The 15,356-nt window shown below is 73.1% G+C and carries 12 protein-coding genes; 7 read left to right on the top strand and 5 right to left on the bottom strand.

The genetic code is table 11. The features are described from left to right. Nucleotides 1–373 precede the first annotated feature (373 nt). Together AB0761_RS22450 and AB0761_RS22455 are read right to left on the bottom strand one after the other, a co-directional pair. Entirely contained in the window at nt 374–640 is a 267-nt protein-coding gene (locus AB0761_RS22450; protein ID WP_377270894.1) for a hypothetical protein, read from the bottom strand. Next, nucleotides 637–2,364: a PspC domain-containing protein gene (locus tag AB0761_RS22455; RefSeq protein ID WP_377270895.1), complete on the bottom strand. Its 1,728-nt coding sequence runs from the start codon at nt 2,362–2,364 to the stop codon at nt 637–639. Before AB0761_RS22455 ends, AB0761_RS22450 begins: the two co-directional genes overlap by 4 nt. Nucleotides 2,365–2,495: 131 nt before the next feature. On the opposite strand from AB0761_RS22455, the gene AB0761_RS22460 reads away from it, so the two are divergent. From AB0761_RS22460 to pcrA, 6 genes are all read left to right on the top strand, one after another. Continuing rightward, on the top strand, nt 2,496–3,980 hold the full coding sequence (locus tag AB0761_RS22460; protein ID WP_377270896.1) for a PspC domain-containing protein: 1,485 nt from the start codon (nt 2,496–2,498) through the stop codon (nt 3,978–3,980). Next, complete coding sequence (locus AB0761_RS22465; protein WP_377270897.1) at nt 3,977–4,684, top strand: LuxR C-terminal-related transcriptional regulator; 708 nt, start codon at nt 3,977–3,979, stop codon at nt 4,682–4,684. Before AB0761_RS22460 ends, AB0761_RS22465 begins: the two co-directional genes overlap by 4 nt. A 399-nt stretch (nt 4,685–5,083) precedes the next feature. Continuing rightward, nucleotides 5,084–6,178 (top strand): acyltransferase family protein, encoded by a 1,095-nt coding sequence (locus AB0761_RS22470; RefSeq protein ID WP_377270898.1) that lies wholly within the window; start codon nt 5,084–5,086, stop codon nt 6,176–6,178. A 102-nt stretch (nt 6,179–6,280) separates the two neighbouring features. Continuing rightward, nucleotides 6,281–6,634: a hypothetical protein gene (locus AB0761_RS22475; protein ID WP_377270899.1), complete on the top strand. Its 354-nt coding sequence runs from the start codon at nt 6,281–6,283 to the stop codon at nt 6,632–6,634. Nucleotides 6,635–6,757: 123 nt separating this feature from the next. Next, nucleotides 6,758–7,591, top strand: coding sequence for a DNA polymerase beta superfamily protein (locus tag AB0761_RS22480; protein ID WP_377270900.1), 834 nt, complete (start codon nt 6,758–6,760; stop codon nt 7,589–7,591). Between the two features lie 12 nt (nt 7,592–7,603). After that, nucleotides 7,604–10,234 (top strand): DNA helicase PcrA, encoded by a 2,631-nt coding sequence (pcrA, locus tag AB0761_RS22485; RefSeq protein WP_377270901.1) that lies wholly within the window; start codon nt 7,604–7,606, stop codon nt 10,232–10,234. 132 nt (nt 10,235–10,366) lie between these two features. On the opposite strand, the gene AB0761_RS22490 is transcribed toward pcrA, so the two are convergent. Both AB0761_RS22490 and AB0761_RS22495 read right to left on the bottom strand, forming a co-directional pair. Continuing rightward, nucleotides 10,367–11,800, bottom strand: coding sequence for a M23 family metallopeptidase (locus AB0761_RS22490; RefSeq protein ID WP_377270902.1), 1,434 nt, complete (start codon nt 11,798–11,800; stop codon nt 10,367–10,369). Nucleotides 11,801–11,967: 167 nt separating this feature from the next. Beyond that, on the bottom strand, nt 11,968–12,831 hold the full coding sequence (locus AB0761_RS22495; protein WP_377270903.1) for an esterase/lipase family protein: 864 nt from the start codon (nt 12,829–12,831) through the stop codon (nt 11,968–11,970). Nucleotides 12,832–13,192: 361 nt separating this feature from the next. Between AB0761_RS22495 and AB0761_RS22500 the strand changes: the two genes are divergently transcribed. Continuing rightward, nucleotides 13,193–13,606 carry a cobalamin B12-binding domain-containing protein gene (locus tag AB0761_RS22500; protein WP_377270904.1) on the top strand — a complete coding sequence of 138 codons (414 nt, stop codon included), beginning with the start codon at nt 13,193–13,195 and terminating at the stop codon, nt 13,604–13,606. 74 nt (nt 13,607–13,680) lie between these two features. Here the strand turns inward: AB0761_RS22500 and AB0761_RS22505 are convergent, their stop codons facing one another. Further along, nucleotides 13,681–15,321 (bottom strand): DUF5691 domain-containing protein, encoded by a 1,641-nt coding sequence (locus AB0761_RS22505; RefSeq protein ID WP_377270905.1) that lies wholly within the window; start codon nt 15,319–15,321, stop codon nt 13,681–13,683. Between the last annotated feature and the right edge of the window lie 35 nt (nt 15,322–15,356).

Consider the following 15,356-nt stretch of genomic DNA (forward strand, 5'->3'; position numbering starts at 1 on the left):
CCCGGTGGCAACCGGGTTGCACCGGACCGCGCCGACCGCGTCGATCGCGTGGCCGGGGTGCCGGGCTGCTGTGCGGCCGCGCGCCGGGATGCCCCGCCGGGCGACCGGTCAGGACGGATCCCCGGCGGGATCCTTCCCGGCCCCGGGGGAGCCTCGCTGCGCCGCCGGGACCGCCCGGCTGTGCCGTCGGGCAGCTGTGAGGGCGAACCGTGCCCGGCGGTCCCGTCCCCCGACCCGCCGCTGAGGGCGGCCTGGGCTCGCCTCGCGCCCAGCGGCCCGCTGCCATGGATCCACCGGGCCGGTCCCCGCGGTGCGGGGGCCGGCAGCGGGGAGTCCGCCGGCCGCGGTTGCTCCGGACGGGTGATCCGCAGGGTCAGGGGGCGGGGTCCTCGGGCGGCGGCGGAACGGCGGCGACGGGGTCGTCGGCGAGCGCCTCGGCCGCCGCCTGCCGGTTGCGCCGCGCCATCCGGACGACCGCCCCGGCCAGGCCGGCGGTGCCCAGCGAGATCAGGGCGACCGGGATCACGATGCGGCCGTTGACCGAGCGGTCGTTGAGCGAGGCGATCAGATAGACGATCGCGATGGCGGTGAAGGTCAGTCCGGCGATGAGAGAGAAGATGTCGACCTCGTGGCGCTTCATTGGCGAACCACCCTTACGTCTCCCAGCCCGACCTCGAGGTCGAGGTTGATGGTGCCCTTCGATTCTGTGCCAATGCGCGGCGGCAGGTCGGCCCGCTGCTCGTTGCCGAGGCCGCCGTTGTGGTTGCCGTCCGGCAGCTGGATGTCGCCCGCGGCGCTGCGCACCGTGATCTGCACCCGGACGTCGTCCGGCACGGTGACCGCGAGGGAGCCGGCGCCGAGCCGCACACTGGTGCTGACGGTGGCGCCGGCCGGGTCGATCCGGGAGAGGTCCAGCCGGGCGTCGCCGGCCCCCAGGCTGTAGACCGGTTGGACCTGGGAGACCGCGGCAGGGGCCCAGGTGCGGTCGCCGACGGAGGCCTTGAGCGGCAGGTCCGAGGTGCCGGCCGCGGCCAGTGCGAGCGTGGTGAGCAGGGCCGGCAGCACCAGGCCGCGCACCCGCCCGCGGCGGGTGGCCAGCACCAGCGCCAGGCCCTGCACCAGCAGGACGGTGGCCAGGACCGTGGTCAGCCGGACATTGCCGTGCTCGCCGCCCGAGCCGGCCCACACCGCGGCGCCCGCGCCCAGCGACAGCAGGAAGGCGGCCGGACCGAGAAAGCTGCGCTCACGCTGGTACGGCGGGTGGTAGGGCCCCGGCCGGGGGGCAGCCCAGGGCGGTGCGGCAGGCGCCGCGCCGGGCTCGTCGGCCGCCGCCGTCGTCGCGCCCGCCGTCGTCGCGCCCGCGGTCGACTTGCGCAGCGGATCGCCCACCGGCAGGTCCTCGCGCTGCCACCAGGCCGGGGCGGGGGCCGGCGGCGGGGTGGGCGCGTCATGCGGGCCGTGCAGGTCATAGGGGTTGCGTTCGGGATGCCGCGGGTCCCAGCGGTAGCCGCTCGGGGACGGCCGGGAGCGCCGCATCTCCTCGCGCCGCTCCGCCCACTCCTGACGGAACTGCCGACGGTGCTCCTGCCATTGCTCGCGCCACTCCTCCCGGCGGGCGCGGAGCTCGTCGCGGTCCATCGGGTGCCGGTCGTAGGGGCCAGGCCGGCGCTGCTTCCGGAGGAAGCCCTCGCCGCGCTGCTGGCGCCGCTCGGGGTCGTACCGCAGTGCGAAGAAGATCAGCACGCCGAGCAGCAGCAGCGGGAAGAGATGGTCGCCGCGGCCCATCCAGGAGAAGAAGACCCCGGTGCCGATCACGGTGAGCAGCACCGCGCCGATCGACTGGGCGTCCACCTGCCCGGTGAGGACCCGTTGGATCTCGGTCTTCTTCGACTCCTCGGCGGGGACGATCAGCCAGGCCAGGCCGTAGAGGAACAGCCCCAGTCCGCCCGAGAGGCAGAGCACCGCGACGACCACGCGGAAGACCACCGGGTCGATGTCCAGATGGCGGCCCAGGCCGCCGCAGACGCCGGCCACCACCCGGTGGCGGTCGCTGCGCACCAGCGGCGGCCGGGTCGTTGAGCCGTCGCCGGAGTTCCCGTCGGCGGCCGTGGCGCCGCTGCCGCCTGCGCCGCCGCTCGTACCGTTGCCGCCCGTACCGTTGCCGCCCGTACCGGCGCCGTCCGCGCCGCTGCCGCCGGCCGGCCTGCCGTCCGTCGCGCTGCCGTCCGCGCCGTCGTCCGCGCCGCCGCCGTACGCCGCGCCGCCGTACGCCGCGCTGCCGTCCGTCTCGGCAGCCGGCTGCGGGTCGCCGTCGGTGGCGGGGCGCTCCTCGGAGCGGGAGGGCGGGATCCGGTCGTCCGTCATGCTCCCATCCTGCGGGTGCGGGCCGCCCGCTCCAACCGGTTCCGGCCCTGCACCGACCCTGATCTCTCCCTGAGAGAGTCAGGGGCGGGACCCTGATGCGCCCGTACCCGCGAACGTGTGACGATCGGTGGGTGGCAGCACCCGGCAGCAGCGAACCCCCTGCAGACTCCGTTCCCGCCGACCCCGCCGCGCCCCTGGGCGCCGCGGGGCCGTCCAGTACGTCCGGCGACACCTCCGGTGCGGCGGCCGCGGCCCAGGGGCAGGCGCCGTACCGCAAGCTCTACCGCAGCCCGGAGCGGCGGATGGTGGGCGGGGTGGCGAGCGGACTCGCGGCGCATCTGGGGCTTCCGGTGGCCTGGGTGCGGATCGCCTTTGTGCTGCTCTTCTTCGCCGACGGCATCGGCGTGCTGCTCTACGCCGCCTTCTGGTTCGTGGTGCCCATAGGCATCGGCGAACCGGCGCGCGGCGCGGGGGAGTGGGCCTATGTGGGGGGCGCCTTTGTGCCGGGCGCGCGGGGCGTACCGCTGTACAAGGGCAGCCGAGGCTGGATCGGCAGGCTCCGCGAAGGGCTCCAGCGGACCCTGCAGGGCGAGACCTTCGGCCTGCCGCCGGACGCGGCGGCCGCCACGGCCCCGCCGCGGCGCACCACCTGGGAGAACCTGGGGCAGCTGGTGGCGCTGCTCGCCGTGGTCGTGGGCATCCTGACGCTGCTCAACGCGCTGCACATCCAGGCTGCCAAGCCGTATGTCTGGCCGCTGCTCACCATCGGCGTCGGTGTCGCCCTGGTGTGGCGGCAGGCCGACGACTCGCGCTGGCAGCGTTGGTTCGGCCTGGACGGCAGCAAGCGGCGCACCGCGGTGACCCGGATCGTCGCCGGGGTCGTGCTGGTGGCCGCGGGCATCATCGGCCTGCTGGTGCTCCAGGGTTCGGAGACCCAGCTCGGCGCGGTGCTGGAGGCGTCGCTGGCGGTGCTGGCCGGGGTGCTGGTCCTGGTCGGCCCGTATGCGCTGCGGATGTGGCAGGACCTCGGTGCCGAGCGCCGGGAGCGGATCAGGGCGCAGGAGCGGGCCGAGATCGCAGCGCACATCCATGACTCGGTGCTGCACACCCTCACCCTGATCCAGCGCAATGCCGAGGACGCCAAGGAGGTGGCCCGCCTGGCCCGCGCCCAGGAGCGCGAGCTGCGGGAGTGGCTCTACCGCCCGGAGGCGGCGGCGGACAATCCGGACACCCTGGCGGAGTCGGTGCGCAAGGTGGCGGCGGAGGTGGAGGATCTGCACGGGGTGCCCGTGGAGGTGGTCTGTGTGGGCGACTGCCCGATGGACGAGGGGCTCGCGGCGCAGCTGCAGGCCGCGCGTGAGGCCATGGTGAACGCCGCCAAGTACGGTGGCGGGGGACCGGTCCAGGTCTATGCCGAGGTGGAGGGGGCGACGGTGTGGGTCTTCGTACGCGACCGCGGCCCCGGCTTCGACCCCGACGCGGTGCCCGAGGACCGGATGGGCGTACGGGAGTCGATCATCGGCCGGATGCGGCGCAACGGCGGGCATGCGCGGGTGCGGCCCGCTCCGGCCGGCGGTACCGAGGTCGAGTTGGAGATGGAGAGGGCGGACGCATGACCGGGACCGAGGAAGCGGCAGGGGCGGGGCAGGACCGGCAGGTCCGGGTGGTGCTGGTCGACGACCACCGGATGTTCCGCACCGGAGTGCGGGCCGAGATCGGCGAGACCGGGCGTACCGGCATCGATGTGGTCGGTGAGGCCGACGACGTGGAGCAGGCGGTGACGGTGGTCACCGCGACCCGGCCGGACGTGGTGCTGCTCGATGTGCATCTGCCCGGCGGCGGCGGTGTGGAGGTGCTGCGCCGCTGTGCGCCGCTGATGACCGAGGGTGCCGACGGTGCGGCGGCGGTCCGCTTCCTCGCGCTGTCGGTGTCCGACGCGGCGGAGGACGTGATCGGGGTGATCCGCGGCGGTGCCCGCGGCTATGTCACCAAGACCATCACCGGCACGGACCTGGTCGCGGCCATCTTCCGGGTGGCCGACGGCGACGCGGTGTTCTCCCCGCGGCTGGCCGGGTTCGTCCTGGACGCCTTCGCGGCCACCGACACCCCTCCGGTGGACGAGGACCTGGACCGGCTCACCCAGCGGGAACGCGAGGTGCTTCGGCTGATAGCGCGGGGGTATGCGTACAAAGAAATCGCCAAGCAGCTCTTCATCTCGGTGAAGACGGTGGAGAGCCATGTCTCGGCGGTGCTGCGCAAGCTGCAGCTGAGCAACCGGCATGAGCTGACCCGCTGGGCGACCGCCCGCCGACTGGTCTGACCGGCCGCCCGCTCCCTCCGTCCGCCCGGCCGCCAGGCCCGGCGGGCGGGGTGCGACAGGGACGAGCGGTGCCGACTGTGTGAGGGTCTCTTCACCTCGGCAGGTCAGGTCCTAGGTCGGGGCGGATGCCGTGGGTAGGGTCGATCGGGTCGTTGCCCAGCGCGGCGGCAGGCAGAAGCCCCCGATCCCGATCCGGAGAGACCCGGCCCTATGCCACCCACCGTCACACCGGTACGCCCTGAACGCCCTGAACGCCCGGAACAGCCGGGACAGCCGGGACAGCCGGGACAGCCCGAGCACCTGGACCGCAGTGCCGAGCCCGGGTACCCGCCGGGGCAGTCGCCCTCAGGGCAGGCGAGGGGCTCTTGGCGCAGACCGTCCGGCCGCTCCCGACTGCATGTGCTCGACGGGCTGCGGCTGCTGGCGGCCCTGGGGGTGGTGGCCTGGCACTACACCGGCATCCAGCAGGCCCGGGTGATCTGGGGCGGCCGGACCAAGGAGACCGTCCCGGCCGCGCATGTGGTCGGGCAGTACGGCTGGATCGGCGTCGAGCTGTTCTTTCTGATCAGCGGCTTTGTGATCTGCATGTCCTGCTGGGGCCGCACCGCCAAGGACTTCTTCCGGTCCCGGGTGACGCGGCTGATGCCGGGCTACTGGTTCTGCATGCTGGTCACCTCGGCGGTGCTCTTCCTGGTCCGGCCGCCCTGGGTGCCGGGCAGCGAACTGACCCTCAGCAAGGTGCTCAGCAATCTGACGATGTCTCAGGCCGGACTCAAGGTCACCGATGTCGACCCGGTGTACTGGACCCTCTGGGTGGAGCTCCGCTTCTATGTGATCTTCGGCATCGTCGCGACGATGGGCCTGACCTATCGGCGGGTGGTCCTCTTCTGCGGCATCTGGATGCTCGCGGTGCTGCTGACCCCGCGGGCGCAGCTGCCGCTGCTCGACCTGGTGGTCATGCCGATGTACGCGCCGTTCTTCATCGCCGGGGTGGCGATGTACCTGATGCACCGGGTGGGACCCAACCCGCTGCTGTGGGGCATCGTCGGCTTCTCCTGGCTGGTCGCCCAGCATGAGATGCACCCGCTGATGGTCCCGTATGTCAGCGGCTCCGGGCACCCGCTCTCCTTCCCGGTGGTGCTGGCCCTGCTGGGCGCGATGTTCCTGCTGGTGCTGGGTGCCGCCCTGGGCGCCTTCGACCGGGTGCGCTGGCGGTGGCTGACGGCCGCGGGGGCGCTCACCTACCCGCTCTATCTGCTGCACGAGGAGATCGGCTGGATCGCGCTGATGGAGCTGCACGACACCCTGCCCCCGTATCTGCTGCTGGCGGTGGTGTGCGCCGCGCTGCTGGGCGCCGCCTGGCTGGTGAACCGGTGGGTGGAACGGCCCGCGGGGCGGGTCCTGCGACGCTGGCTCGACTCGTCGTTCGACACACTGCACCGCGCGGACGGCGCCGAGCGCAAGGAGCGCGCCGGGACCCGCGGTGCCGCCTGACCTGCGGTGCCGTCCGACCTGCTGTGCGGCCTGACCTGCGGTGCGGCCCGGCCGCCGGGGGCGCGGGCAGGCCGCCAGGGGTGCGCGGATAGCATCGGCCGGGTGAACGTCCTCATCAACTTCTTCGTCGCCCTGCACATCATCGGCATCGCCGCGCTGCTCGGCGGGTTCCTCACCCAGCTGAAGGCGCTGAAGGCGGGCGAGGCCCGGGTGGTGACCGCCATGGTGCACGGTGCGCTGACCATGCTGGTCACCGGGCTGCTGCTGGTGGGGCTGAACGAGGCGAACCACCACCACCCCAACATGATCAAGATCGGCCTCAAGCTGGCCGTCCTGGTGGTGATCCTGCTGCTGGTCTGGGTCAACCGGGACGAGGAGAAGGCCCCGGCCGGGGTCGTCGGTGCCATCGGAGGCCTCACCGCCGCCAATATCTTCATCGCCACTCTCTGGACCTGATCCGGTCCCCGCACGGGCGGCCCGGACGCGGGGACGCGGGGCTGCCCGCGCGGTCCGCCGCGCTCCCGGGTGGCTGGCTGCGATCCCGCGCCGGACACTGGACGCCGAGAGGGTGAGCGCGAGATGACCGAGGCGACCACGACAAAGGACGCGCTGGCGGCGGCGGGTGTGCCGGAGCTGGACGCGGTACTGGCCGAGGGAGTGGATCAGCCGCTGGTGTTTGTCGCCGTCTCCGGCGCCCATCTGTACGGCTTCGCCTCCGCCGACTCCGATGTGGATCTGCGCGGCGCCCATCTGCTGCCGGTCGAGGAGCTGATCGGCCTCGACACCCCGCGCGACACCATCAGCCGGATGTGGCTCCGTGAGGGCGTGGAGCTGGACATGGTCACCCATGACCTGGCCAAGTTCGCCCGGCTGATGCTGCGGCGCAACGGCTATGTGCTGGAGCAGCTGCTCTCCCCGCTGGTGGTGCGCACCAGCCCCGTGCACCAGGAGCTGAAGGCGCTGGCGCCCCTCGTCCTCACCCGCCACCACGCCGCGCACTACCAGGGCTTCGCCCGCACCCAGTGGCGGCTGTTCGAGCGGACCGACGAGCTCAAGCCGCTGCTCTACACCTTCCGGGCGCTGCTCACCGGCATCCATCTGATGCGCAGCGGTGAGGTGCAGTCCCATCTGCCGAGCCTGCTGGACGAGACCGCCTCGGCACCTGCCTTCCTGCGGGAGCTGGTGGCGGCCAAGGCGCTCGCCGAGCACGGGCTGCGCTCCGAGCTGCCGGGGGCGCCCGACCGGGACCGGCTGCGGAGGTCGATGCAGACGATGCAGGCCGAGCTGGAGGCCTCGCAGCAGGCCGGAGCCCTGCCGGAGCGGCAGGGCGGACACCGGGAGCTGAACGAGCTGGTGGTGCGGGCCCGGCTGGGATCGGCTGAGCGGCGGACCGTTGTCCCAGGCAGGTCATAGACTCGGGAGGCGATGAGTAGCCTCTTTGACGACATCCCCCTCCCCGGTCTCGACGGGCCAGCCGCACCGCCCAAGGCGTCCGCTGCCCGGCGTACGGCGCCCGGGGCTCCCGCGGCGTCGGCGGCCCCTGCGGACTACGCTGCCCCCGCGGACTTCGCCGCCCCTGCGGACTTCGCCGCCCCTGCGGACTTCGCGGACTTCGCCGCGGAGGAGCCGCCCCCGCACCCGGAGGAGGACTCCCCCTACGAGGAGGCCATCCCCGACGACCTCTTCCAGGGCGACTTCACCGCCCCGGTCGACCGGGAGGCGTACCACCGCAACGGCGCGCCCCGGACCGTGGTCGACCCGGTGCAGCTGCTGGACGGGATGAACCCGCAGCAGCGGGAGGCCGTGGTGCACTCCGGCTCCCCGCTGCTCATCGTGGCCGGCGCCGGTTCCGGCAAGACCCGGGTGCTCACCCACCGCATCGCCCATCTGCTGGCCGCCCGGGGGGTACGGCCGGGGGAGATCCTGGCGATCACCTTCACCAACAAAGCAGCCGGCGAGATGCGCGAGCGCGTCGAGCACCTGGTGGGACCGCAGGCCAAGGCGATGTGGGTCTCCACCTTCCACAGCGCCTGTGTGCGCATCCTGCGCCGGGAGAGCAAGCGGCTGGGCTTCACCTCCAGCTTCTCCATCTACGACGCCGCGGATGCGCAGCGGCTGATGGCGCTGGTCTGCCGCGACCTGGACCTCGACCCCAAGCAGTACCCGCCGAAGTCCTTCACCGCACAGGTCTCCAACCTGAAGAACGAGCTGGTCGACGAGGAGACCTTCGCCGACCGGGCGGCCAACCCGATGGAGAAGAAGCTGGCCGAGGCGTACGCCCTCTACCAGCGGCGCCTGCGCGAGGCCAATGCGCTGGACTTCGACGACATCATCATGACCACGGTGCATCTGCTGCAGGCGTTCCCCGACGTGGCCGAGCACTACCGGCGGCGGTTCCGGCACATCCTGGTGGACGAGTACCAGGACACCAACCACGCCCAGTACATGCTGGTGCGCGAACTCACCGGCGGCGCCGTGGGCCAGGCGCCCAAGCGGACCGTCGACGGCGACCTGGTCAATCCGGCCGCGGAGGGGCTGGCCGAGGTGCCCCCGGCCGAGCTGTGCGTGGTGGGCGACGCCGACCAGTCGATCTACGCCTTCCGTGGTGCCACCATCCGCAACATCCTCCAGTTCGAGGAGGACTACCCGGACGCCACCACCATCCTGCTGGAGCAGAACTACCGCTCCACCCAGACCATCCTCACCGCGGCCAACGCGGTCATCGAGCGCAACACCAACCGCCGCGCCAAGAACCTCTGGACGGCCGGCGACGACGGCGCCCGGATCATCGGCTATGTCGCCGACGACGAGCACGGCGAGGCCCAGTTCGTCGCCGAGGAGATCGACCGGCTGACGGACGCGGGCGACGCACGCCCCGGCGACGTCGCGGTCTTCTACCGCACCAATGCGCAGTCCCGTGTCTTCGAGGAGGTGTTCATCCGGGTCGGCCTGCCGTACAAGGTGGTCGGCGGGGTGCGCTTCTACGAGCGCAAGGAGGTGCGGGACGTCCTCGCCTATCTGAGGGTGCTCGCCAACCCCGAGGACACCGTTCCGCTGCGCCGCATCCTCAACGTCCCCAAGCGCGGCATCGGCGACCGCGCCGAGGCGATGATCGAGGCGCTCGCCCTGCGCGAGCGGATCTCGTTCGCCCAGGCCCTGCGCCGGGTCGACGAGGCCTACGGCATGGCCGCCCGCTCCGCCAACGCGGTGCGGAAGTTCAACGACCTGCTGGAGAAGCTGCGGGGCGTCGCCGAGGGCGGCGCGGGCCCCGCCGTGGTGCTGGAAGCGATCCTGGAGGAGACCGGCTATCTGGCCGAGCTCCAGGCCTCCACCGACCCCCAGGACGAGACCAGGATCGAGAACCTCCAGGAACTCGCCGCGGTCGCCCTGGAGTTCGAGCAGGAGACCGAGGCCGGCACCCTGGCGGACTTCCTGGAGCGGGTCGCGCTGGTCGCCGACTCCGACCAGATCCCTGACTCGGAGGACGGCGAGGCTCAGGGGGTGATCACCCTGATGACCCTGCACACCGCGAAGGGCCTGGAGTTCCCGGTGGTCTTCCTCACCGGCATGGAGGACGGCGTCTTCCCGCACATGCGGGCCCTCGGCCAGACCAAGGAGCTGGAGGAGGAGCGGCGGCTCGCCTATGTCGGGGTGACCCGCGCCCGGGAGCGGCTCTACCTCACCCGCTCGGTGATGCGCAGCGCCTGGGGGCAGCCGTCCTACAACCCGGCCTCGCGCTTCCTGGAGGAGATCCCGGAGTCACTGGTCGACTGGAAGCGGTCCGGTGCGGCCGCCCTGCCGTCCTCCGGCGGCACGGTCGGCGGGCGCTCCGGTACCTCGTCGCCGCCGTCCGGCTGGGGCAGGTCGGCCCGCAAGGTCCAGGAGCGGGAGGTGGTCGCGCTCTCCGTCGGGGACCGGGTCACCCATGACACCTTCGGTCTGGGCACGGTGGTCGAGGCCACCGGGGTCGGCGACAAGGCGCAGGCGACCATCGACTTCGGCGGGGCGGGCCGGAAGCGGCTGCTGCTGCGCTACGCGCCGGTCGAGAAGCTGTAGCCCCCGGGGCGCGGGGAACCGCTGCGGGCCCGGCCCCCACGGGGCCGGGGCCCAGCCGCGGTCTGCCCGCTGCCCGGGGTGTACGGGGCCGGCCGGGACGGCGGAGCGCGGTGCGGAGGGGTCAGTCGCTGGCTAGCGGGGGTCGAGCCCATGGCTGAGCAGCCAGGGGATCGGGTCCACCGCGGGGGTGCCCTCCCCGCCGGGGTGGACCTCGAAGTGCAGGTGCGGCCCGGTGCTGTTGCCGCTGCTGCCGGAGTAGGCGATGGTGTCGCCGGCCTTCACCTTGCCCGAGCGGATCTTGTACGAGCTGAGGTGGCAGTACCAGGTCTCGCTGCCGTCGGACGCGGTGACGATCGCCATATAGCCGTAGGCCGAGTTCCACTGGGTGCGCACGGTGCCGTCGGTGGCGGAGTGGACACTGGTCCCCCAGCTCACCGGGAAGTCGATACCGGTGTGCAGCGCCGCCCAGTGGGTGCCCGCCATGCCGAAGGTGGCGGACAGGCCGCGCTCGGTCACCGGCAGCACGAACTTGGGCCGCAGCGCCTCCTTGCGGGCCTTCTCCGCCGCCTGCCGCGCCTTCAGGTCGAGGCGGGCCTGGTTGCGGCTCACCCGGCCGGCGAAGTCGTCGGCGTCCTTGCGCAGGCCCGCCAGCTGGGTGTCCAGCTTGGAGGCGGTGGCTGCCGTCTTGGGGGAGGCGGTGGCATCCGGGCTGCCGGCGGCCGTCTCATGGGTGGAGCCCTGGTCGGGCACGCTCACGGTGACGGCGGCCGCCGCGGCCACCCCCATCACGGCGACCGACGGGACCGCGATGGTGAGCAGTGCCGAGCGCCTGGCGGTGCGGGGCCTGCCCCGGGAGGCGGCCCGGGCGGCGGCGCGGCCGCTGGCGGGAGCCGCCGCAAAGGCGGTGTCGGGCCGGTCGTCGTCGGCCTGCACCGGCTGCTCGGCGTCGTCCAGCGGCTCGGCCGTGTCCGACGCCTCGCCTTCGGCGTGGTCGCCTTCGTACGGGTACTCGTAGGAGTCGTACTCGTATGAGTCGTACGCCTCGTAGGGGAGGTCTCCCTGCTCGGCATCCGCCTCCGCGGGAGCCTCGGCCGGCATCTCGTCGTACGGCTGGGCGTCCTGGTACTGCTGGGCCTCGTCGTACGGCTGGGCCTCGTCCTGCGGCTGCTGTGCCTGAGCCGAGCCGTTCGCGTAGTACCCGGCCCCGGGGACCGGGGCCTGGTCGTAGCCGGCGTACTGCTGGTAGCCCTGGTCGGCGGTGTAGTCGCCGTAGCCGGTGGCCGCGTAGAGGTCCTGCACGGTGTACTGGCCGGTGGCGTCGGGGGAGGTGAAGGCGGCGGTGCCCCAGGAGACGGTCGCGGTGGGGTCCGGAGCGAAGGCGGTCCCGGCTGCGTAGTCGTAGCTCTGGCCGTAGGCGGCCTGGTACTGGTGCTGCTGCCACTCCTGGGCGGCCGGCCAGGCGCCGGACTGCTCGGCGGTCACACCGCCGTAGCCGTACCAGGTGCCCGTGGTGTCGTAGGAGGTCTCGGCATACAGGGGGTCATGCGCGGCAGGGGGCGGAAACACAGCCCCAGCACCATGGCCTTCGTATGCCACCGGCTCCACTTTCGCCTCGACAGCAGGAGGATCAGCGGCGACTGTATCCCCGAAGGCGGACCGGCGACAATCTTTCCAGGCAGACCGGCCGACCGGTGAGGACCGGGCGGGGCCGGGCCGCAGGCCCCCGGAATCTGTCAGGCAGTCAGGCGGTCGGGTGGCCGCACATCCCGCTGAGCGGCCCGGTCCTCGCAGGTGGACTGCTGCAGCAGGAACCTTCTGAGGCCGGTCAGCACCTCGCTGTGGACGGTCAGCGTCAGGTGTCCCACATCGGGCACCAGGATGTTCTCCGCCCTCAGATCCGGATGGTCCAGACGGGCGAATCGGGCAGGGAGTATCAACTGGTCCAGATCACTCCAGAAGGCGGCGAAACGTGTGCGGCAGTCCGGAGCCGGCAACTCGAGCTCCCTGAACAGATCGCTCTCCGGGCGCAGTTGGCGGGTGATCGGCAGCAGGCCGGGCAGTCGGGCGGCGAACGTCCCCCGATGCGGAGCCCCCAGCGTCACCAGCGAGTGGACATGCTCGTCCCCGCCCAGTCGCTGGACGTAGTAGCGGCCGATCAACCCGCCGAGGCTGTGGCCGACCACCGCGATCCGCTCGTCCCCGTGGATCCGGCGGGCCTGTTCCACATGCCGCCCCAGCAGCACCGCGGCGGCCCGGACGTCCGAGGTGAGCGGGCTGTAGTTGAGCGCGTGGACATGCGGCCAGCCGTGCCGCAGCAGGTCCCGGCGCAACACCGAGAAGACGGACCGGTTGTCGACGAAGCCGTGCAGCAACAGCACCGGCCCCGGGGCGGGGGGCGTCTCCGCCGCGGAGTCGGTCGGTGGTTCGCCGCCCGTCCCCGGTGCGGACGGGCGGTGCGGCGGGCAGGGCGGCGGCAGCAGCGGCCAGGGCTCCTGGGGGATGCCCGCCGGGTACCGCAGCAGATGCCCGGCGAGGGCAGCGGCCTCTCCTCCCACGGCGCGGGCCGTGACGGCGGCCCTGCGGAACGGGACGGTCATGCCCCCCACCTCCCCGGCGTGCGGCCGGGGAGGCGCCGATGCCCCCGTGCCCGACCAGCGGGCAGCCTGCAGCGGCGCAGCACCGCCCGCAGGCGCCCGGACATGCCGGAGCGTGCCCGGGCAGGGCGGAGGCGTAGTGGAGTGCGGCTCCCCGGTGCGCTGCGCTCCGCGGGTCCGCCGCCGACCGGGGTGGTGGCCCGCTGCCGGACGGCTCGCCGAGGCAAGAGCGAGCGGTGAATCCTCTTGTGATTTTCCCCTCTGCTGTGTTCGCGAAACGGCGCAGTGGTGCAGGTGGCGCTACCCTCCCTCCAGAGTTGTTATTGAGTGTTAACGCAAGTCGGAGAAGATGCTGGAGGCAGGAATGGGAGTGTCCGGACCGATCCGCGTGGTCGTCGCCAAGCCGGGTCTCGACGGTCACGACCGCGGGGCCAAGGTCATCGCGAGGGCGCTGCGTGACGCGGGCATGGAGGTCATCTACACGGGCCTGCACCAGACTCCGGAGCAGATCGTGGACACCGCCATCCAGGAGGACGCCGACGGCATCGGCCTGTCCATCCTCTCCGGCGCCCATATGACGCTCTGTGCCAAGGTGGTGGCCCTGCTCAAGGAGCAGGACGCCGCCGATATCAAGGTCTTCGCGGGCGGCATCATCCCCGACGGCGACATTCCCGAGCTCAAGGCGATGGGTGTCGTCGGCATCTTCACTCCGGGCACCTCCACCCGCGATGTGGTCACCTGGGTGGAGGCCAATCTGCGGACCGCTCCGGCCGCCTGACGCTCCGTTTCCGCTCTCCCGTCCGCGCTGTCCGCAGCCCCTGCCCGAGCTCGACCCCGGCCTCCCGTGCCCCCTCAGCCGCAGCCCAGCTCGGCGAGCATGGACGTGCGGAACCGCAGGGTGCCCGCGAGCCGGGTGAAGGTCTCGGCCCACGCCGCGCCACCCTCCGCGGCCGCCGCGCACTCCTCCACGGCGGGCGCGGCCTCCGGTGCCAGCGCGCGCTCCGCCATGCCCAGCACCCCGCTGTGGCTCCACGGATAGGCCCCGGAACCGGCGGTCCGCCGCAGGGCGGTGACCACGGCCGCCCCCAGCCTCGGTGACCAGGGCGAGGCGCAGGCACCCAGCATCTGGAACGCCTCGCCCAGCCCGTGGACATCCACAAAGGCCGCCGTCCAGTCGGCCCGCTCCCCTGGGGGCAGCACCGCGAGCAGCTTGGCCGGCGCACCGGCCGAGCGCCCCGCCGAGCGGTCCCCCGGGCCGGGCGGCGGCCCCAGCAGTGCCCGGGCCCATTCCGCGTCGTGCTGCCGTACCGCAGCCCGGGCCCAGGCCTCCCGCAGATCGTCGCCCCAGCCGTCGGCGACGGGTACGGTCAGCAGCCGCTCCGGGCGGTGGCCGGTGTCCTCCCCCCACAACGGGAGCGGCGCCGCGGCCACGATCTCCCCCAGCCACCAGGCCCGCTCTCCGCGCCCGGTGGGCGACTTGGCGGCTATGCCGTCCCGCTGCATCGCCTCGTCGCAGACCGTGGGCGGGCTGACGGTGAACACCTCCCCCTCGGCGGAGCTGTGCAGCCGTACGGCCGCCCGGGCGCGGTGTGCCATCCGGTGGGCCAGCGCCGAACCGGGAAGGGTGGACAGCAACTCGGCGGCGGTCATCCGGACGTTCTTGCTGCGGTCGCCCAGAGCGGATTCGAGGAATGGCTCGTCGGCGCTGGAGAGCCGCTCCTGGAGGGCGTCCAGGAAGAGCAGCCGGTCCTCGGCGCGCTCGCCGGCCCAGGTGGAGCGCAGCAACGCCAGGGCGGCTGCCGGATCGCGGCGGCGCAGTCTGGTGAGATGGGTGACCCGCTCAGCGAACAGGCCCTCGTGCCAGACCGTTTCGTCGCCGGCCGCCTCGCCGGACCCGGACCCGGACCCGGACCCGGTACCGGGCAGGGGCCCGGGGCCGGAGCCGGTCTGGGAGCCGGTCTGGGACTCCGGGACCGTTCGCAGCACAAACCGCCAGTCGGGGTTCTGCTCGGCGAGCCACCGGCCCAGCGGCCCGGCCAACGCCACGGCGTCCCCGCGCAGCTCGCTGCGGGCCCGGGCGGCGTCCAGCAGTGTCGGCACCAGTGGCGCGGGCAGCCGGAATCCCCTGGCCCTGGCGGCGCAGAGCCACTGCGGCAGCAGCTCCGCGAGATTGGCCGGTCCGCCGGACGCACCGCCCCGATCGGAGAGCAGCACCGCGAGCCGCCGTCCGGCCGGCTCGGGCAGCGGCGGCCGTGGATCGTCCGGTGCGGGCTCGGGGAGCCCGCCGGCCGCTGCGGGGCGCAGCCCGGCACGCCGATGGACGGTGCCGAGCGCGGCCAGGGCGAGCAGCGCGGCAGCGGGATCGGTGGGGACCCTCGCGGCGGCGCGGTCGAGCGCGGCCGTACCGCCGATCCGGGGCGGCTGCCGCCGGTCCGTGCCGAGCAGAGCGGTCGCCACCAGGGCCTCCCAGGAGTCGGCCTGCTGTGCGGTCATCGGTTCCTCACTTCCCGGCGCTGCCGGTGGAATCC

It is taken from the genome of Peterkaempfera podocarpi, from assembly GCF_042466665.1.
In the GTDB taxonomy this organism is placed as follows: domain Bacteria; phylum Actinomycetota; class Actinomycetes; order Streptomycetales; family Streptomycetaceae; genus Peterkaempfera; species Peterkaempfera podocarpi.